Annotated in this window: 15 protein-coding genes; 2 read left to right on the top strand and 13 right to left on the bottom strand. The window is 68.8% G+C overall.

Features of this window, described 5'->3' with window-relative positions:
* Positions 1-13: 13 nt before the first annotated feature.
* From murQ to OG817_RS43370, 6 genes are all read right to left on the bottom strand, one after another.
* Positions 14-925, bottom strand: a complete 912-nt coding sequence (gene murQ / locus OG817_RS43395) for an N-acetylmuramic acid 6-phosphate etherase (protein ID WP_406050875.1) — start codon at positions 923-925, stop codon at positions 14-16.
* Between the two features lie 68 nt (positions 926-993).
* A complete protein-coding gene (locus OG817_RS43390) occupies positions 994-1,881 on the bottom strand; it encodes a MurR/RpiR family transcriptional regulator (RefSeq protein ID WP_406050873.1) in 888 nt (295 codons plus the stop codon).
* A gap of 36 nt (positions 1,882-1,917) precedes the next feature.
* Positions 1,918-3,603 carry a serine hydrolase gene (locus OG817_RS43385; protein WP_406050871.1) on the bottom strand — a complete coding sequence of 562 codons (1,686 nt, stop codon included), beginning with the start codon at positions 3,601-3,603 and terminating at the stop codon, positions 1,918-1,920.
* Positions 3,604-3,638: 35 nt separating this feature from the next.
* Entirely contained in the window at positions 3,639-4,922 is a 1,284-nt protein-coding gene (locus OG817_RS43380) for an exo-beta-N-acetylmuramidase NamZ domain-containing protein (protein ID WP_406050870.1), read from the bottom strand.
* Positions 4,923-4,946: 24 nt separating this feature from the next.
* Positions 4,947-7,490 (bottom strand): glycoside hydrolase family 3 N-terminal domain-containing protein, encoded by a 2,544-nt coding sequence (locus tag OG817_RS43375; RefSeq protein WP_406050869.1) that lies wholly within the window; start codon positions 7,488-7,490, stop codon positions 4,947-4,949.
* 224 nt (positions 7,491-7,714) lie between these two features.
* Positions 7,715-9,169: a ketol-acid reductoisomerase gene (locus OG817_RS43370; protein WP_406050867.1), complete on the bottom strand. Its 1,455-nt coding sequence runs from the start codon at positions 9,167-9,169 to the stop codon at positions 7,715-7,717.
* A 75-nt stretch (positions 9,170-9,244) separates the two neighbouring features.
* Between OG817_RS43370 and ilvY the strand changes: the two genes are divergently transcribed.
* Entirely contained in the window at positions 9,245-10,078 is an 834-nt protein-coding gene (gene ilvY, locus OG817_RS43365; protein WP_406050865.1) for an HTH-type transcriptional activator IlvY, read from the top strand.
* Here the strand turns inward: ilvY and OG817_RS43360 are convergent.
* From OG817_RS43360 to OG817_RS43335, 6 genes are all read right to left on the bottom strand, one after another.
* Positions 10,050-10,886, bottom strand: a complete 837-nt coding sequence (locus OG817_RS43360) for an ABC transporter ATP-binding protein (protein WP_406050863.1) — start codon at positions 10,884-10,886, stop codon at positions 10,050-10,052. The genes ilvY and OG817_RS43360 overlap by 29 nt on opposite strands.
* Positions 10,883-11,794: an ABC transporter ATP-binding protein gene (locus OG817_RS43355; protein ID WP_406050861.1), complete on the bottom strand. Its 912-nt coding sequence runs from the start codon at positions 11,792-11,794 to the stop codon at positions 10,883-10,885. The genes OG817_RS43360 and OG817_RS43355 overlap by 4 nt, the downstream gene beginning before the upstream one ends.
* Positions 11,791-12,735, bottom strand: coding sequence for an ABC transporter permease (locus OG817_RS43350; RefSeq protein WP_396392298.1), 945 nt, complete (start codon positions 12,733-12,735; stop codon positions 11,791-11,793). Before OG817_RS43350 ends, OG817_RS43355 begins: the two co-directional genes overlap by 4 nt.
* 32 nt (positions 12,736-12,767) lie before the next feature.
* Positions 12,768-13,757 (bottom strand): ABC transporter permease, encoded by a 990-nt coding sequence (locus tag OG817_RS43345; protein ID WP_396392299.1) that lies wholly within the window; start codon positions 13,755-13,757, stop codon positions 12,768-12,770.
* 18 nt (positions 13,758-13,775) lie between these two features.
* Positions 13,776-15,425, bottom strand: coding sequence for an ABC transporter substrate-binding protein (locus OG817_RS43340; protein WP_406050860.1), 1,650 nt, complete (start codon positions 15,423-15,425; stop codon positions 13,776-13,778).
* Positions 15,426-15,664: 239 nt separating this feature from the next.
* Positions 15,665-16,873 carry an ROK family protein gene (locus tag OG817_RS43335; RefSeq protein WP_406050859.1) on the bottom strand — a complete coding sequence of 403 codons (1,209 nt, stop codon included), beginning with the start codon at positions 16,871-16,873 and terminating at the stop codon, positions 15,665-15,667.
* An 81-nt stretch (positions 16,874-16,954) separates the two neighbouring features.
* Between OG817_RS43335 and OG817_RS43330 the strand changes: the two genes are divergently transcribed.
* Positions 16,955-17,815 carry a LacI family DNA-binding transcriptional regulator gene (locus OG817_RS43330; protein ID WP_406050858.1) on the top strand — a complete coding sequence of 287 codons (861 nt, stop codon included), beginning with the start codon at positions 16,955-16,957 and terminating at the stop codon, positions 17,813-17,815.
* Here the strand turns inward: OG817_RS43330 and OG817_RS43325 are convergent.
* Positions 17,787-18,803, bottom strand: coding sequence for a LacI family DNA-binding transcriptional regulator (locus tag OG817_RS43325; RefSeq protein WP_406050857.1), 1,017 nt, complete (start codon positions 18,801-18,803; stop codon positions 17,787-17,789). The two genes, OG817_RS43330 and OG817_RS43325, sit on opposite strands and share 29 nt — an antisense overlap.
* Between the last annotated feature and the right edge of the window lie 14 nt (positions 18,804-18,817).

Here is an 18,817-nt window from a genome sequence, read left to right as displayed (position 1 = left end):
AGTGCGGCTGTGCTCAGGCGGAGGCGGTGCGCTGGGGCGGGGCGCCGAGGGTGGCCAGGGCGTCGGCTACTCGGCCGTGGGCATCCTCGAGCGCGGCCCGGGCCGCCGGGATGGTGGCGCCGGTGAGTAGGTGGACGAGGGCCGGCTTCAGTTCGCCTTCGGCCGCGGCCAGTGCGGCTTCGCACGCCTGTTCGTCGGCGCCGGTTGCCTCGGCGAGGATGCGCAGCATCCGGCCGCGGAGCTTCTTGTTGGTGGCGACCAGGTCGACCATCAGGTTCGACCAGGTCCGGCCGAGCTTGATCATCAGCGTGGTGGAGAAAGAGTTGAGGATCAGCTTCTGCGCCGTGCCGGCCTTGAGTCGCGTCGATCCTGCGATGACCTCAGGCCCGGTGTCCGCGGCGATCACGATGTCGGCCAGCGGCGCCAGCGGGGCGTTCGGGTTCGACGTCACCAGCACGGTGGTCGCACCGGCCGTCCGGGCCGCCTTGAGGGCCCCAGCGACGTACGGCGTACTCCCGGAGGCAGCGAGGCCGATGACGATATCCTGGCCGGTCACAGTGGCCGCGTCCGCGGCACCGCCATCCTCGGAGTCCTCGACGTTCTCAACCGCGCGGAACAGCGCGTCCATCCCGCCGGCGTGGTGCGCGACCACCAGGTCCTCGGGCGTATGGAAGGTAGGCAGCAACTCGGCGGCGTCCAGTACGGCGAGGCGTCCCGACGTCCCGGCGCCGAAGTAGTGCACCCGACCACCGCCACGGACCGCCTCGACGGCGGCATCCACGGCCTTGGTCAGCTCGGGGATGACCAGTCCGACGGCGCCCGCGACCCGCGCATCCTCGTTGTTCACCAACTGCAGGATCTCGGACGTCCCCACCGCATCGATGGCGAGCGTCCTCGGGTTGCGCTGCTCTGTCGGTGAGGTCACAGATCCGATGTTAGTTTCCTACTGAAGGATTTTCAATTCCGTTCATCCTTGACAGAAAACTGTTGACGTCACTCGGAGCCCTTGAGCCGGTGACCACGGACCGAGGTGGCCGTCTCCTCCAGCGCCTTGCGCGCGTCCGGCAGCACCTGCTGCGCGACCCCGATGAACAGGCAGTCGATCACGGTCAGTTGCGCGATCCGGCTGGACATGGCCCCGGACCGGTACGTCGTCTCCCGGGCGGCCGTGGTCAGCACCAGATCCGCCGTCTTGGCCAGCGGCGAGCGGGGGAAGTTCGTCACCGCGACCGTGGTGGCGCCGTGCTTGGCCGCCTCCTCGAGCGCCTCGACGACCTCGACCGTCGTACCGGTGTGGGAGATGCCGATCGCCACGTCGCCGTCCCCGAGCAGGGCGGCGCTGGGCAGCGCGACGTGGACATCGGACCAGGCGAACGCGACCCGCCGGATCCGGTGCAGCTTCTGCTGCAGGTCGAGCGCCACGAACGCGCTCGCACCGAAGCCGTACAGGTCGACGCGAGGCGCGTTCACGACCGCGGTCACAACCTTGGCCAAGGCGTCCACGTCGACCTGCTGGGCGGTCTCACGGACCGCCCGCTCGTCGGCGAACGCAACCTTGTTGACAACGTCGGCCAGCGAGTCGCCGGGCTCGATGTCGCCGCCGACCTCGGGTCGCGCACTCTCCTGCGCCGACTGGGCCGCCAACTGCAGGCGGAGCTGCGGATAGCCCGGGACGCCGATCTGCTTGCAGAACCGGATGACCGTGGTCTCCGAGGTGGATGCCACCTCGGCCAGTTCGGAGATCGTCATCGCGGCCACTCCGCCCGGGTCCGCGAGGACCGCGTTCGCGACCCGCTGCTCGGCCGGGGCCAGCGCGGGCATCACCGCGCGGACCCGGACCAGCAGCGGCCCCGTGGGTTCTGGAGAGGTCGTTGAATTCATGACAGCCACGGTACGGCGCCTATGCACGAAGTGGGGTCACCGACGCGAAAGTCTCCAACCTGAGGCGACAAATGATTCAGGCGTTCGCTCTCCGTCGAGAAGAACATCGTGTCCGTGCGTGATCTTCACACCGTCGACGTACACACCGCGGCCCTGGTACAGCGGATCGGAGGCGTACCGCCAGCGGATCGTCTGCGCACCCTCGCCGAGTTCGGCCGACACCTGGTGCCAGTGCCGGTCGCCGGAGCCGCTGATCGACCCGTCGGTGTCGATCACGGTTCCGCGGTCCCGCACGGTGAACGGCAGCTTCGTCCAGGTGGTCCCGTCCGTGGACGTCTCCAGGTACAGCAGATCCGTGTCCTCGGTGTCGACGAACAGGTCGAACGCCAGCTTCGCTCCCCCGGCCGGTACGGCGACCTGCGTGGCCAGGGTGGTCGTCGCGTTGTCCGTCGTACCGGAGAACCAGGCGTCCTTGCCGTGCTGCGGACCGACGCCGAGGGCCAGGGCAAGCCCTTGCACGACAGCCCGGCGAGCCGGGTTGTTGCTGCCCCAGTTGCGGCTCGGGTGGACCCGGTTGGTCAGCAGGATGGCGAACGAGCGCGAGTCGAAGTCGATCACGATCGACGTCCCGGTGTAGCCGGTGTGGCCGGCCGTCCGCGGCCCTGACAGGCCGCCCATGTACCAGCGCTGGTTCAGCTCGAAGCCGAGGCCGTGGTCGTTGCCCGGGAAGGCCTGGTTGAAGTTGGTGATCATCGCGGTCACCGAGGATTCCCTCAGGATCCGGGCACCACGGTAACTGCCGCCGTTCAGAAAGGTCTGGGCCAGAACGGCGAGGTCGTCGGCGGTGCTGAAGACGCCGGCGTGACCGGCCACGCCGTCCAGCGACCAGGCGTTCTCGTCGTGCACCTCACCCCACACCATGCCCCGCGGCGGCGCGGTCTGATACTCCGTCGCGGCGATGCGCGGCTTCTTCTTCGGGTCCGGGTTGTAGCCGGTGTCGCGCATCTGCAGCGGCTTGGTGATGCCGTCGGCAACCAGCTTGTCCAGCGTCTTGCCGGTCACCCGGTGCGCCACCTCGCCGAGCGTGATCAGGTTCAGATCGCTGTAGAGGTAGGTGCTGCCGGGCGGGTTCTGCAGCTTCGCGGTGAGCGCCAGCTGGAGCCGTTCCTCCGGCGTCTTGCCGGTGCTCCACAGCGGCAGCCAGGCCGGGAACCCGGTGGTGTGCGTGAGCGCCTGCCGGACCGTGATGGCTTCCTTCCCGTTCGCGGCGAACTCCGGCACGTACGTCGCGATCGGGGTGTCGAGGTCGACCTTGCCCTTCTCGACCAACTGCATCACCACGATCGAGGTGAACAGCTTGGACACCGAGGCCATGTCGAAGATCGTGTCGGTGCGCATCGGGATCTGCTGGTCGGCCGGCAGTTCGGTGCCATTGCCGTCGGCGTACTTCAGCGCCATCCCGGTGGCGGTCCGGGTCACGACCTTCCCGTCGTGGCCGAGCAGCGTGACCGCGCCGGCGTACAGGGGTTTCGCCGTACCGTTCGGGCGGGTCCAGCCGTCGACCTGGGCGAGCGCCGCGTCGATCGGTGCCGGGTCCAGTCCGGCCTTCGCCGGGGTCGAGTCACGCAACAGCGTTCCCTTCGGTGCGTAGCCGTCGTACGGCTGGTCGAACCGGCCAGATCTGTTGCCGTCGGCAACTGCGGGGCTTGCCATCGTCAGCATCACCGCAGAGGCTATCGTGAGCGCCGCGACTCGTCTCACCGGTGGGCTCCCTTGTAGAGCAGGTACTTGGCGCGGCGCGCGGTCCATGCGTCGGTCTCGGACTTCCACGCCGCGACGATCTGCTCCGCGGTCGCATCGGCCATCAGCATGGTGCGGAACCGGTCCGACCCGGTGAGCAGGTCGATCCACCGGCCGGGCGGGTTCTCGGCCCGCCAGGTGAACTCCGGGTAGAGCTTGCGGGCCTCGACGATCATGTGCGTCGCCGCGGTGATCGCCTCGACCCGGGACGGATCGGTGATCTGCACCTGGACGCCGCCGCAGAGCAGGTTCGCGTTCTTGCTGATCGTCGGGGTGAAGTACGCCTCCCGGAACTCCACGCCCGGGATGGTCTTCTGCTGCAGCGCCTGCGCCCACTTGTAGTCGACGTACGGCGCGCCGATCAGCTCGAACGGCCGGGTCGTACCGCGTCCCTCGGACATGTTGGTCGCCTCGAACAGGCACAGGCCCGGATACACCAGCGCGGTGTCCGGCGTGGGCATGTTCGGGCTCGGCATCACCCAGGGCAGCCCGGTGTCGTCGTACAACTGGTCGCGTTTCCAGTTCTGCACCGGGATGACCTTGAGCTCCTTGAGCCGTGCGCCTCCTGCGTCGAGCGGCAGGTACTCGGCGTTGAAGAGCCGGGCGAGCTCGCCGACCGTCATGCCGTGCTGCTGGATGATCTCCTCCTTGCCGACCCCAGAGGTGAACCCGGGCTTCATCATCGGGCCGCGGGCGTACCCGCCGACCGGGTTCGGCCGGTCCAGGACGACGAACCGCGAGCCCGTGGTGATGGCCGCCTGCATCGCCGAGTACATGGTCCAGATGTAGGTGTAGAACCGCGCGCCGACGTCCTGGATGTCGAAGACGACCGTCTCGACGCCCGACTTGGTGTAGAGATCGACCAGCTTGTCCACGGTCGCGCCGTACGCGTCGTACACCATGATCCCGGTGCGGGGATCGACGTGGTCGCCCTCGGATCCGCCGGCTTGTGCAGACCCGCGGAAGCCGTGCTCCGGGCCGAAGACCGCGACGATGTTGACCTTCCCGGAGGCGTGCATGGTGTCGACGATGTGGTTGAAGTCGGGCAGGATGCCGGTCGGGTTGCTGATCACCCCGACCTTCTGACCGGCCAGCGCCCGCCAGTCGTCCTTGGCCAGCACCTCAGCGCCGGTCATCACCGCCTTGCCCCCGGCCGAACCGCCGGCGTGAGCGGCGGGTACGTCGATCAGCGGGGCGGCGGCGAGTGCACCAGCGCCCGCCAGCAAACTGCGTCGCTTCATCAGATCTCTCCTTCGGGCAGGGCGTCAGGGACGGAACGACAGGTCGGCTACCACGGGGCGATGGTCGCTGGCCGCTTGCTCAGGAGGCACCGCGACCCGCAGGACGTGCAGTCCCGTGCCGACGGTGACGAAGTCGATCCGCTTGACCGGATCGACCGCAGGATAGGTGTTCGGACCGCCGGAGGTCGTGCCGGTGGCGGTCCAGCTGTCGGTGAGCCGGGTCCACAGTCCCGCCAGCTCCGGAGCGGTCGCCTCGGCGTTGAAGTCACCGGTGAGGATCTGCAGATCCTTGCGGCGGTCGCCGGCCAGGATCTTCATCGTGTCGCGGACCTGGGCCTCCCGGACCGACGGATCCGCCCGGTAGTCCAGGTGCGTGCAGTAGACGTGCACCCGGCGGCCACGGACGTCGATCTCGGCCTCGAGGAATCCGGGCGCCGGGGCCGGCACCGGGTTCGGGTCCTGGGTCGACAGCCTGGTGATCGGGTGGTTCTCGGTCCGCACCAGCGGGAACCGGGACAGCACGCCGACGCCGTACTGGCGACGCGGCTGACCGGGCGTGGGCGGGTCGAGGTCGTAGATCGGCGCGAACCCGGCGTACATCCCGAGCGTGGCGGCCAACTCGGCGATGGTGTCGCGCCACTGGCTGCGCGCGTCCCAGTGAACGTCGACTTCCTGCAGCCCGATCACGTCGGCGTTCAGCGCCTTCAGGGCCTGGGCGGTCCGGTCGAGATCGAACACGTTGTCCTCGCCGGCCCCGGCATGAATGTTGTACGAGGCAACAGTCAGCCGGGTCTGCCGCGGGTCGAGGCCGAGCCCGTGACCGAACGGGTACAGCGTCACGGACGGATCGGGCTGCGCCGGGATCGCCACCGGCAGCTTGCCTGTCGGCGCCAGCTCGCCGTACAGCACCTTGGCCAGCGCCTCCATCGAGACCGCCGCGTAGCCGTAGGTCGCTAGCGTGGTCGACGCGGACGGGAAGTAGGCGACGTCGTACGGATCGCGAACGGCGGCCAGGATCACCGGCCGGCCGGTGGCGAGCAGGGCGTTGACCAGCTTCTGCTGCTTGGCCTGCTTGTCAGTGACCTCGGTGTCCCAGGCCTTCATCGTGAGTACGACGGTGAGGTCCGCCTCCGCCGATGCGGCGACGGCATCGTCGATCTTGGCGTCGGTCGGCGTCGCTCCCGTGTCCTTCACGACCGCCGTCGCTCCGCGGCCCTGCAGTGCGGTCCCGAGCGCCGCCGGGCTGTAGCCGGCGACCAGGATCTTCCGCGGCGCGGGAGACAACGGCAGCAGGCCGGCGTCGTTCTTCAGCAGGGTCGTACTGCGATCCGCGATCCGCTGGGCGGCGGCGTAGTTCGCCGGAGTGCCAACCACCTTCGCGACGCGGGCGAGGTCGACGTACGGCTGGTCGACGACGCCGGTCTGGAGCTTCAGCTTCAGGATCCGCTCGACGCTCTGGTCGATCCGGGCCTCGCTGATCCGCCCGCCACGCACCGCGTCCAGCACCGAGTTGTACGCGAGCCCCGGGTCGACCGGCATCAGCAACTGGTCGACACCGGCCTCGATCGCCCGGAGCGGGATCTCGGCGTCGCCGTACTTGTCCCGCACGCCCTTCATGCCCAGCGAGTCGGTGATCACGACCCCGTCGAACCGGAGCTGCTCACGCAGGATCCCGGTCAGGATCGGCTTGCTCAGCGTCGCCGGGTCCTCGGCCGGGTCGAGGGCCGGTACGACGATGTGCGCGGTCATGATCGATTCGATCCCGGCCCGGATCGCCGCCTCGAACGGCGGCCGGTCGATCCGCGTCCACTCCTCCAGCGTGTGGCTGATCACCGGGATGCCGGTGTGGCTGTCGGTCGCGGTGTCACCGTGGCCGGGGAAGTGCTTGGCGGTGGACACGATCCGCCCATCCCGCTGGTACCCCTTCACCTGCTCGGCGGTCAGGGCGGCGACCACCGCAGGATCAGATGAGAAGGACCGGACGCCGATCACGGGGTTCAGCGGGTTGACGTTGACGTCCGCGACCGGGGCGAAGTCGGTGCTGATCCCGACCGCCTTCAGCTCCCGGCCGCCGATTCCGGCTGCCTGCCGCGCGTACTCCGCCGACCGGGTCGCGCCGAGCGCCATCGCGCCCGGGAACTGGGTCGCCGGTGGTCCGACCCGGAACACGACGCCGTGCTCCTGGTCGGTGCTGATCTGCAGCGGTACGCCGGTGTCGCCCAGCGCAGCGCCCTGTAGCCCGTTGGACAGCCGGGCGATCTGCTGCGGGTCCTTCACCGAGTCGGTCCAGGCGAAGTAGATCACCCCGCCGAGGTGGAACTTGCGCACCACTTCGGCCGGCGTCGCGACGCCGTACAGGCTCGTGTTGCGGGCATCGGCCGTGTCGGCCGTCGGCCCGTAGGCGTAGCAGACGAACAGCTGGCCGACCTTCTGTTCCAGCGTCATCCGGCGCAGGGTCTCGCGGACCCATCGGTCGGTACCTGCTTGGGCGGTGGTTGTTCCGGCAACCGTCGTACCGGCGACTGCTGCCGCCGCGAGTCCGAGGGTCTGACGTCGGGTCAGGTGCAAGGCGAAAACCCCCACAAGTAATTGAATTACAGGCGTTCCCCCGCGACGCGAAAGTTACCCACATGCCCACGGTGGGTCAAGACTTGACTACAAAACTGACGCTGCTCCTACGTACAAATGAACAGGTAGTACTGGGTGAGGGGGTAGTGCACCCGCGCTTGGCGATGCGGCGTGTACGGCGTATTGGGGGTGCACTACCTGTCCATATGCACGCCATCCACCGGTCAGACGGAGATGTCCACCGAGGGACGGAGCTTGGCGGCCGCGGCGAGGGCCTCGTGGGCGGGGTTGCCGAGGAACTGCTCGACCAGAGCCTGGTCGGCCGGCTCGTGGACGCGCGGCAGGGCGATCTGCTCGTACGCCGCCTGGAAGCGCGGACCCCAGCGACGGGTGCCGAGCCGTGCGGTCCGTGAGCAGTTGTCGACCATGTAGGCGACGTCGCGGGCGTGCATGTAGGGCAGCAGCGAGTCGACCGCCTCGATGACGGATTCGTTCACGATCTCGGACCAGGCGTGGCCGCGGGCCGCGAACTCGTCGAGTTGCGCGACCATCGTGGCCACGAACAGTCCGGCGGTGAGCGGGTCGATCCCGGTCCGCACCGACGTACGGCGGGCGTGCACCGCCGTACTGTGCGACCACATCGGGCTCCCGGCGATCGGGGACATCGGGCGGGCGGCGATGCGCTGCTCGGCCAGGATCACGCTGCGAAGTTCGGTGCCCTCGGCAACTTCGTCGTAGATCTCGGCGACCAGGTCGCGAGCCGGCCGGTAGGCGACGGAGTAGGCACGGTCGAACAAGTCCTCGTCACCCGTGGCGGCCCGTACCGCCGCCAGGCCCGAGTCCGAGATCGTGCGGGCGATCGGGCCGGTGATCGACTCGGTGGATCGCTCGTACGCCGTCACCGGATCGGCGCCCGCGATGACGAAGTGGCGATAGAGCGCCTCCACCAGACCATGGACCGCGCCGAGCAGGATGGCACGCTCGCCGACGATGTCGGACCGGTACTCGTCGGCCAGCGTGGTGGCGAACGTGTACGGCGATCCCAGGCCGATCGACCAGGCCAACGCACGGTCCGTCGCGTGACCGTCCGGGTCCGCATGGACGGCGATGCTCGCGTTGATGCCGGCGCCGTTGACCGTCGCGCCCTGCTGGTACAGGCGGCGTACCGAGTCGCCCATTCCCTTCGGGCACACGGCGATCACCGGATGACCCGCGGGGAAGTCACTGCCGATCGACCGCAGATGACCCAGCAGGAAGCCGTGCGAGAGCCCGATCGTGGCACCGGGCTTGAGCACCGCGAAGATCCTCTCGTGCTCGGCAGCCAGTGCTGCGTCGGCGATGAGCAGGATCACCAGGTCCGAGTCCGCGGCGACCGCCAGCCAGTCCCCGAGCGTGCCGTTCTCCTCGGTGAAGCCGTGCGCACGGGCATCGTCCGCCGATCGCGAACCCGGCCGCAGCCCGACGGACACGACCACCTCGGTCCCGGCCAGCGAGTCCCGCAGGTTCTGGGCCTGGGCGCTGCCTTGCGGCCCCCAGCCCAGGACCCCGATCCGCCGTACGCCGTGCAGGGCCTGCGGCAGCAAGGGGAACAGGTCACGGCCGCCACGGACGATCGTTTCCGTCCCGCCCGGAACCGTCATGGTCTCGGTCCGGAAGACCGACGAGGTGAGGGTGCTCATGACCTTCAGTTAAGGTCGATCAGAGGCGTTGCAGCAAGCGCAACATCTGCACCGGGCCGTTGCAGGAGATGAAACATGGAGCATCGCGAGCTGGAGCTGTTCCTGCATCTCGCCCGCACGCTGAACTACGGGCGCACCAGCCTCGAGTGCCACGTCAGCGCCGCGACGCTGACCCGGACGATCCAGCGACTGGAGACGCGAGCCGGTGCCCGCCTTCTCGACCGTGGACCCCGTGGCGTCGTACTGACCGCTGACGGTCGCCGGTTCACGGCGTACGCCGAACAGGCCCTGGCGCTGTGGGACGACTATCGCGCGGGCGCAGGTGAGGCCGCGGATCTCACCGGCGACCTGCGGATCTTCGCCACGGTCACCGCCTGCCAGGCCCTACTGCCCGACCTGCTCGCTCCTTTGCGCGCAGCGCATCCCCAGATCCGGCTCGATGTCCGGACCGGCGACGCGGCCGCCGCGCTGGCGAGGCGCGACGAGGGCGAGGTGGACGTTGCCGTGGCGGGCATCCCGAGGCGGTTGCCGCAGTCCATGGTGATGCGCACCGTTGCCGTCACCGACCTGGTCCTGGTCACCAGCCGCGACGGTACGCCGGACGGACCGTTCGTGGTGCCGGCGCGCGGACTCGTGCGGGATGCGGCGTACCGCTGGTTCCGCAAGACCGGGGTGAAACCGGTCATCGCGGCTGAGCCGGACGGTCACGAGGCCCTGCTGGCCCTGGTGGCACTCGGTTGCGGCACAGGCGTCGTACCTCGCCTGGTGTTCGAGTCGTCGGCGGTCCGCGACCGCCTGGTCGAGCGGCCCCCGGACCCGCCGCTCGAACCCCTCACGATCGGGCTGTGCGCGCGCCGCGCTGATCTCCACCGCCCTTTGATCAGCGCCCTCTGGGACCTGCGACCGTAGCTCCCGGGCTGAGCTCGGCCAGCCGCCGTTCCGGGGCGGGCGCCGCGTCCGCGAGCAGCTGGGTGTACTCGTGCTGGGGATTCAGGATCACGTCATCGGCCGGGCCGTGTTCGACCACCTCACCGCGGTACAGCACCATGATCTCGTCGCTGAAGTGCCGCGCGGTCGCGAGGTCGTGGGTGATGTAGAGGACCCCGAGGTTCTCCTCGCGCTGCAGGGTTGCGAGCAGGTTGAGAACGCCGAGTCTGATCGAGACGTCGAGCATCGAGACAGGCTCGTCGGCGACCAGGATCGCAGGCTCGGGTGCGAGCGCCCGGGCGATCGCGACGCGTTGGCGCTGGCCGCCGGACAGCTCGTGCGGTTTGCGCCGGGCGAAGTCCTCGGACGGATCCAGCCGGACCCGGCGCAACAGGTCGAGCACGCGCTCGGCGACCTGTTCACGGGCGAAGTCGGGGTGATGGATCCGCACGGGACGGGCGAGGTGATGGCCGATCGTGTGGTACGGGTTCAACGACGAGAACGGGTCCTGGAACACCATCTGCACGGCCTTGCGGTACGCCGCCGCGGGCGATCCGCGGTACCGCATGGGTTCGCCGTCCACGAGGATCGCTCCGGAGGTCGGCCGCTCGAGCTGCATCAGCAACTTGGCGATCGTCGACTTGCCCGACCCGGACTGCCCGACCAGTGCGACCGTACGGCCCGGCTTCAGCTCGAAGCTCACCTTGTCGACGGCGCGAAGCCTGGTGATCTGCAGACCGTCGCGCAGCCGGTACTCCTTGACCACGTCGCGCATCTCCAGCACGGTCATCGGGCCTCCAGCTCTTCTGCCATGGCGGCATCCACGGTCTGCTCGGTCTCGTCCAGCGCGACATCGTCACCGAGGCTGCCGTCCCGCACGAAGCCGCCCCGCTCGCCGGTCAGGCTGGGGAACGACGACAGCAGACGCCGGGTGTAGGGATGCTTGGGTCGTGTGTAGAGCGTCAGCGCGTCGTCCAGCTCGACGATCAGCCCGGCCCGCATGACCGCGATCCGGTCGCTGATCTCGAGGAGCAGCGGCAGGTCGTGGGTGATGAAGACGACGGCGAACCCGAGTTCCGACCGGAGCCCGGTGATCTCCTGGAGGATCTCTCGCTGGACGACCACGTCCAGCGCGGTGGTCGGCTCGTCCATGATGAGCACCTCCGGCTCGAGAGCCAGCGCCATCGCGATCATCACGCGTTGCCGCATGCCGCCGGACAGTTCGTGCGGATACGCGCGGAGCCGGTTGCGGTCGACGCCGACGCGTTCGAGCAGCCCGGCACAGCGTTGGCGGCGCTCCGTCTTGCCCACCTCGGGCCGGTGCGTGATGAACACGTCCTCGAGCTGCTCGGAGATCCGCAGTACCGGGTTGAGCGAGTTCATCGCGCCCTGGAACACCATCGCGATCTTGTCCCAGCGGAAAGTGCGCAGCTCCTCACCGGCCAGCGCCGACAGGTCGATGTCGTCGCCGTCGTTCGCTGCGAACAGGACGCGTCCGGAGGTGATCGTCGCCGGCGGCTTCAGCAGCCGGGTGATGCCGTAGGCAAGCGTCGATTTGCCGCAGCCGCTCTCACCGGCCAGGCCGAGGATCTCGCCGCGTCGCAGGGTGAGCGAGACCTCGCGGACGGCATGCACGGTCGTCTCGGCCAGGTAGTCGATGCTGAGGTTCTCGATCCGGAGAACCTCCGCAGCCGTCATGGTTTCACCTCGCGGCTCATGGTCCACTTGGTGCGTTCGGCGCGCGTCTGGGAGCGCAGCTTCGGATTGATGATCTCGTCGATCGAGAAGTTGATCAGGGACAGCGCCGCGCCGAAGAGCGCGATCGCCAGTCCCGGAGGTGCGAACCACCACCAGGCGCCGAGCCGGAGCGCGAGCCCGTTCTGGGCATAGAACAGCATCGTGCCCCAGGTGAAAGACCCGGACGCGCCGAGACCCAGGAACGACAGGCCTGCCTCCCCAAGGATCGCGAAGATCACCGCGAACACCACCTGCGACGCGAGCAGCGGGATCAGGTTCGGCAGGATCTCGACGAGCAGGATCCGCCAGCGCTTCTCGCCGCTGATCCGCACGGCGAGCACGTAGTCGCGACCGCGCACGCTGAGAGTGAAGCCCCGCAGTACCCGCGCGGAGCCGGCCCAACTGGTGATCGCGAGGACGGCGGCGACCAGCCAGATCGACTTGTTCGGTACATAGCTGGAGATCACGATCACCAGCGGCAGGCCGGGGATCACCAGCATGATGTTGGTGAGCAGCGAGAACGCCTCGTCGGTCCAGCCGCCGACGAACGCGCCGACGATGCCGAAGAACGACGACAGCAGGAGCGTGAGCGCACCGACCACGGCGCCGATGATCAGTGAGCCGCGCGTCGCGTAGGCGAGCTGGGCGAAAATGTCCTGACCGTTCTGCGTGGTGCCGAGGACGAAGCCGTTGCCCGGACCGGTCAGCCCGATGTCTCGCACGGTCGACGGGTCGCCGACGAGCAGTGGGGCGAGGACTCCGAACAAGACGATCAGGCCGGCGATCGTCAGACCGACGGCCAGCTTCAGGGTCATCGGCGGCAGCCGGCGCCGGGCCGTCCTGACCGGCGACGGTCCTTGCGCGGTGGCCGCTTGCGCCGCCCCTTCAGTGGTGATGGCCAATCGTGTTCACCTCAATTCCTCTGAGTGCAGAGCTAGGAGCGCGCACGGGTGCGGGGATCGATGACGCCGTACAGGAGGTCGACGAGCAGGTTCGCGCCGAGGACGGCCAGCGTGATGATCAGGAAGACTCCCTGCATCAGCGCGTAGTCGTTGTTGCCGACGGCAAGCAACAGCGCGGAGCCGATCCCGGGATAGGAGAAGACCGCCTCGGTGACGATCGAACCGGCGACCACGAAACCGAGGGAGATCGCGAACCCCGAGATGGACGGCAGGACCGCGTTCCGGGCCACGTAGCGGGAGCGGATCCGGCGCGGGGTGAGTCCCTTCGCCTCGGCGGTGACGACGAAGTCCTCGGACAGCGTCGACACCATCATGTTGCGCATCCCGAGCATCCAGCCGCCGATCGACGACACGACGATGGTCAGCGCCGGGAGTGTGCCGTGGTACAGGACCGACCGGGCGAACGGCAGGTTCCAGCCCGGCGTCACGGAGTACACGTCGTACCCGCCGTTGAGCGGGAAGAGCGGCCAGGTGCTGCCGAGCAGGAACAGCAGCAGCAGCGCGAGCCAGAAGTACGGCACCGACTGCAGCATCGTCGTGACCGGGATCAGGTTGTCGATCCAGGATCCACGCCGCCAGCCGGCCGCGCGGCCCAGCAGGATCCCGACGAGGAACGAGATCACTGTCGCGATGCCGATCAGGCCGACGGTCCAGGGCAGCGTCTGGCCGATGATCTGCGAGACCGGCGCCGGGAAGTACGCGACCGACGTGCCGAGATCGCCGGAGACCAGTTGGTGCAGGTACTTCCCGTACTGGACCCACAACGACCCGTTCGCATCCGTCCCGAGCAGCGCCTCGATCGCTGCCCGGGTCGTCGGGGTGACCGGGCCCTTGGTCGCCAGCTTCGACAGCATGAGGTCGACCGGGTTCCCCGGCATCAGCCGGGGAATCAGGAAGTTCAGGGTCAGCGCCGCCCAGAGGGCGACGACGTAGAAGGCGAGCTTTCGCAGCAGGTAACGCACGGTCGGCCCGGCCCGCGGTTACTGGGCGGGGGTGATCGTCTTGAGGACGATCCCGGCGTCCCAGGCCTTCCAGGCCGCGGGCAGGACGTAGGGGTTGTCCTTGGTCGGCCAGCCGGTCGCCCGGGAGGTGTTGAACTCGGTGAGCATCGAGTTCACGTAGACCGGGATGTAGGGCAGCTGGTCGTCGATGACGGCCTGGATCTTCCCGTACTCCGCCTTCTGGACAGCCTTGTCCGTCGTACCGGCCGCGGTCGTGAGGGCCGCATCGACAGCCGGGTCGGAGAACCGGGACTGGTTGCCGGCGCTGGCGGACTTGCCGACCGGTGCCGTGTTCGGGGTCGCGAGCTTGCTGTTGTACGTGAAGTACGGGTTCGTGGACGCGCCCAGGCCGACGGAGTCCAGCGACAGCTGGAACTTGCCGTTCGTCTGCGCGGCGTTCCACTCGTTCCACGAGACCTGGCTGGGCTTCAGCTCGATGCCGATCGCGGCCAGCTGCTGCTTGAGGGTGTCGTTGATCAGGATGTAGTCGCTCCAGCCCGTCACGGTCTGGATGGTCAGCGAGAGGCGCTTGCCGGCCTTGGCCCGCACGCCGTCACTGCCCTTGGTCCAGCCGGCCGCGTCGAGGAGCTTGTTCGCCGCGTCGGCGTCGGCGCTCTGCGGAAGCTTGGCGGAACCGGTGTCCGCGATCCAGTCGTCGTCGCGGCCCGGGAGCAGCAGGGTCGGCGATCCGATGCCCGCGACTCCGCCACCGGCCAGCTTGGCGAGCTGTTCGCGGTTCATCGCCAGGTAGACCGCCTTGCGTACCGCCGGGTCGGTCTGCGGTCCGGTGCACCCGAGGCCCGAGTTGGCGCAGGTCACGATCACGGTCGTCATCACGGGGGTGTTGACGTAGGTCAGGTTCTTGCCGGCCTTCATGATGTTGTCGATCCCGGGCAGGTAGGCGCTCGCCCAGTCGACCTTGCCCGCGACCAGTGCCGCACTGGCGGCGTCCGCCGACTGCAGCGGGATGTAGCGGACCTCCTTGACGGTGGGTTTGCCCGCCTCCCAGTACTGGTCGTTCTTCGTCAGCACGTAGCTCTGCGGCGTGAACGACTTCAGCTTGAACGGGCCGGTGCCGACCGGATTGTCGTTCAGGTTCGTCGTCGGGTCCTTGATGTCCTTCCAGATGTGCTCGGGCACGATCGCCTGGTTGGCGAGTACGGCGGGCTCCTGCATCAAGGACTTCGACTTGAAGGTGAGGACGGCGGTGTCGTCCGCGGTGGCGCTGGCCGTGGCGGCGAGGCCCGACGGGTTCAGCGCGGGGGTCTTCGCGACCAGGTTGAAGGTGAAGGCCACGTCCTTCGCGGTGAACGGCTGGCCGTCGTTCCACTTGACGCCGTGGCGGAGCTTGATGGTGAGCTCGGTTCCGGCCGCGTTCCAGGAATAGCCGGTGGCGAGGACCGGCGTCGGGTCGGACTGCTTCGCGAAGTTGTACCAGTACAGCGGCTCGTAGATGACGCCCAGCGTCGACTGGAGGGCCGTGCTGCTGAACGGATTGAAGTTCTTGGTCGTGATGTCACCGGCCGCGACGGTGATGGAGGCGTCCTTGGCGGCCGGCTGGCCGCCGTTGGCGGCGCCGGAACAGGCGCCGAGCAGGAGTGCTGTGGCGGTCACGGCCGCGGCGCTCACCAGGCGTCGCGTCCTCGTACGGTTCGTCGAATTCCGGAGCATCGATCGATTCCTTTCCGGGCCATGGTCCGCACCAACGCGGTCCTTGGAACGCGTCACCCGGCACCCGGCCAGGGAAGCTGGCCGTAACTTAGTTGGCCTAACAAACTCCGCGCAAGGGGTTGTATCCGTAACGATTCGGCAGCGGAGCGTGGGAAGGACGGGCCGAGTGTGGGCCTGGCGCCGCGCGGGTGGCCGCCCTACGCGGAGATGGCGAGGCCGGACCTGAGCATCATCAACGCGGCGCCGATCGCGGCTGCGTCGTGGCCGCGCTCGTCCAGGACGACCTCGGTGGCCACGCTGCGCCCGAAGGCGGAGCTCATGATCCGTTCCTGCAGGATGGGCAGGTAGATCGTCCCCGCGACGGCGAAGGCCGGACCGGTCAGCACCAGGAGTTGTACGTCGTACATGTTGGTGATCACCTGGGCGCCGAGCGCCAGCCACGACGCGGAGTCCCGGATGATGGCCTCGGCCCGGGAATCGCCGGTCAGCGCGAGGCGCGCGATGGCGGCGAAGGCCGCGACACCGGTACGCCGGTGCGAGCCGAGGTCGAGCCCCGCCGCGCGGGCCTTGGCGACGACCGTGGCGGGACCGGCGACCGCCTCGAGGCAGCCGGTGCTTCCGCACCAGCACTGCGGGCCGCCGATCTGGACACAGACATGTCCGACCTCGCCGGCGTTGCCGTGCGCTCCCTGGTAGACGTTGCCGTTCAACCGCAGGCCCGAACCGATGCCTTCGCTCATGAACAGGGCGGCCATCACCGACACGTCGTGGCTGGTGGTGAGCCGGGTGCCCGCGGCGGCCGCGGTCGCGTCGTTCTCGAGCAGCGCCGGCAGGCCGAGGCGTTCCTCGAGGCGGCGGTGGATCGGGAAGCCGACCCAGTTCGCCATCGACGGCGGGGCCGAGGCCACACCGCGGTTGCGGATCAGCGGCCCGGGACAGACGAAGCCGAGTCCGAGGACGAGGGACAGGTCGACTCCGGCACGCTCGATCAGTTCGCCGGTCTCCTGCGCGATCCGCTCCACGACCTGCTCCGGATTACTCTCGTCGCCCGGCCCGTCCCGTCGCCAGCGGGCCACCACACCGCCGGCGTAGTCGACCAGCACGTACGTCAGGCTGTCGTTGCTGAGGTGGACGCCGACGACGTACCGTGCCGTTGCCCGGATCCGGAGCATCGTGCGGGGCTTACCGCCGGTCGACGTGCCGCGACCGGCCTCGTCGACCAGGCCGTCGTCGATCAGCCGACGGACCAGCGTGGTGACCGACGGCGCGGTGAGGCCGGTGATCTGGGTGAGTTCGACCCGGCTGAGCGTGCCCGCGGAGCGGATGCTGTCCACAATGAGGGCGCGGCTGTTCGTCGGTGCCGGGTCGTAGCCCGGTGATCGCGACGAGTCGCTGACCTGCTGCATCGGAACGTCCGCTTTCTGCCAGTTAGTTAGGTCTGTGAATATAGTGGTTACGGTGGCCTTGGAGGGCAGTGTATGCAGGACATGACGCCGAGGGAGCGCATCGCCGGGCTGGTGCTGGAGCGTCCCAGACGGCTGCTCGGGATGGAGCCGTTCATGGCCGACGTCGCCCAGGGGGTCGAGGAGGTCTTCGCAGGGCGGCGCTGCAGCCTGCTGATCCAGTTCGCCGCCGACATCGCCGACGAGATCGAGATCTGGCGCCGGTGGGTGGCCAACGACCACGTCGACGGCATCGTGATGGTGGACCTCCGGACGGCGGATCCGCGGCTCGCCGAGCTCCAGCGCCTGCAGGTGCCCGCGGTCCTGCTCGGCGGTCCCGAGTTGCAGGTGCCGATCACCAACGTGCTGGTCGACAACGCCGAGGGGGCTCGCGCGGCCGTTCGGGCACTCGCGGATCTCGGCCATCGCGATGTCGCCCGGGTCAGCGGCCCGCGCGACATGCTCCACTGCCAGGCCCGCGACACCGCGTTCATGGAGACGTGTGCACAGCGAGACGTGCACGGCCGGGTCGTCGAGGGGGACTACTCCGAGGACTCCGGCCGCGACGCGACCCGGCAACTGCTCACCGGCAGCCAGGTCCCGACGGCCGTTGTCTACGACAACGACCTGATGGCGATCGGCGGCCTGGCCGTGGCGAAGGAGCTGGGCGTCGCGGTCCCCGACCAGCTGTCCGTCATCGCCTGGGACGACACCGCGGTCGCCCGGTTGGCGCACCCGCCCTTGAGCGTGGTCACCGTCGACGTCCATGGCCTCGGCACCATCGTCGGCGAGGCGATCCTTGCGGTCATGGACGGCGGCGAGGCGACGACCTACCAGGTCCCGAAACCAACCATCCGCCTCGCACAGTCCACCGCACTCAGGACCGGCGAGGCCCGGCCGTCGTAGCGCCTGGGTAGAGCTTCGCCGGGACCAGTTGCGGCGGCAGTGGATCGGCGCCTTCCAGTTGGCGAATCAGGGCCTCGGTGCCCAGCTGGCCGAGCTCCGGTCCGGGGGTTCGCATGATGGTGAGCGCCGGGTTCGTGAGGGCCGCCATTTCCGGTGCCATCAGCAACGGCAGGACCGAGATGTCGTCGGGAACCTGGTAGCCGAGGCGATTCAGGCCGGCGACCGCGCCGAGCGCGGCGAACTCGTTGACGATCAGGACGGCGGTGGTGTCCGGGTGGTCTCGCAGCAGGCGCCCCATGGCGTCCTGACCGGCGAGGGTCGATCCGGCGCATTCCAGTACGACTGTCTCCAGGCCGTACTCCGGTGCCACCCGGCGAAACGCTGCTTCGGAGCGCACGTACGGACCGTAGGTGCTGAAGAGGGGATCGTTCAGGTTGCCCGAGATCAGTGCCAGCCGTCGATGGCCGAGCCCGTGCAGGTAGCCGACCGCGTCCTCGACGGTCCGGTCGAAGTCGATGTCCACATGCGCCAGGCCCTCCAGCGAGCTGGTCCGCCCGATCAGGGCGAACGGCGTACCCGTTTCCTGCAGAACGGTGACGCGGGGGTCGTCCAGCTGGACCTCCATCAGGACGACGCCGTCGGCCAGACCTTGGCCGACCAGCTCGGTCAGTTCGCCACCGTCGTTGCCGACCGGCCAGAGGACCAGGTGGTAGTCCTGTTTGCGGGCCGCGTCGGCGGCACTCGTGAAGAACTCGGCGGCGGAGAAACCGAACTTGTGGTCGAGCGCCGGATAGGCCATCGCGATGATGTGCGTCCGCCGGCTGGCCAGCGCGCGGGCCACCGCGTTACGGCGGTAGCCGAGCTCAGCCATCGCCCGCTCGACCCGCGCCCGGGTCGCCGCGGTCACCGGCTTCGTGTCGTTCAGCAGGAACGACACGGTCGCGATCGACACGCCCGCACGGTCCGCGACGTCCCGCATGGTGACCATCGAATTCCTCCACG

Origin of the sequence: Kribbella sp. NBC_00889, assembly GCF_045207705.1 — a bacterium.
In the GTDB taxonomy this organism is placed as follows: domain Bacteria; phylum Actinomycetota; class Actinomycetes; order Propionibacteriales; family Kribbellaceae; genus Kribbella.
Note: the sequence above shows the minus strand (reverse complement) of the source record. Positions and strands in the feature narration are given on the sequence as shown.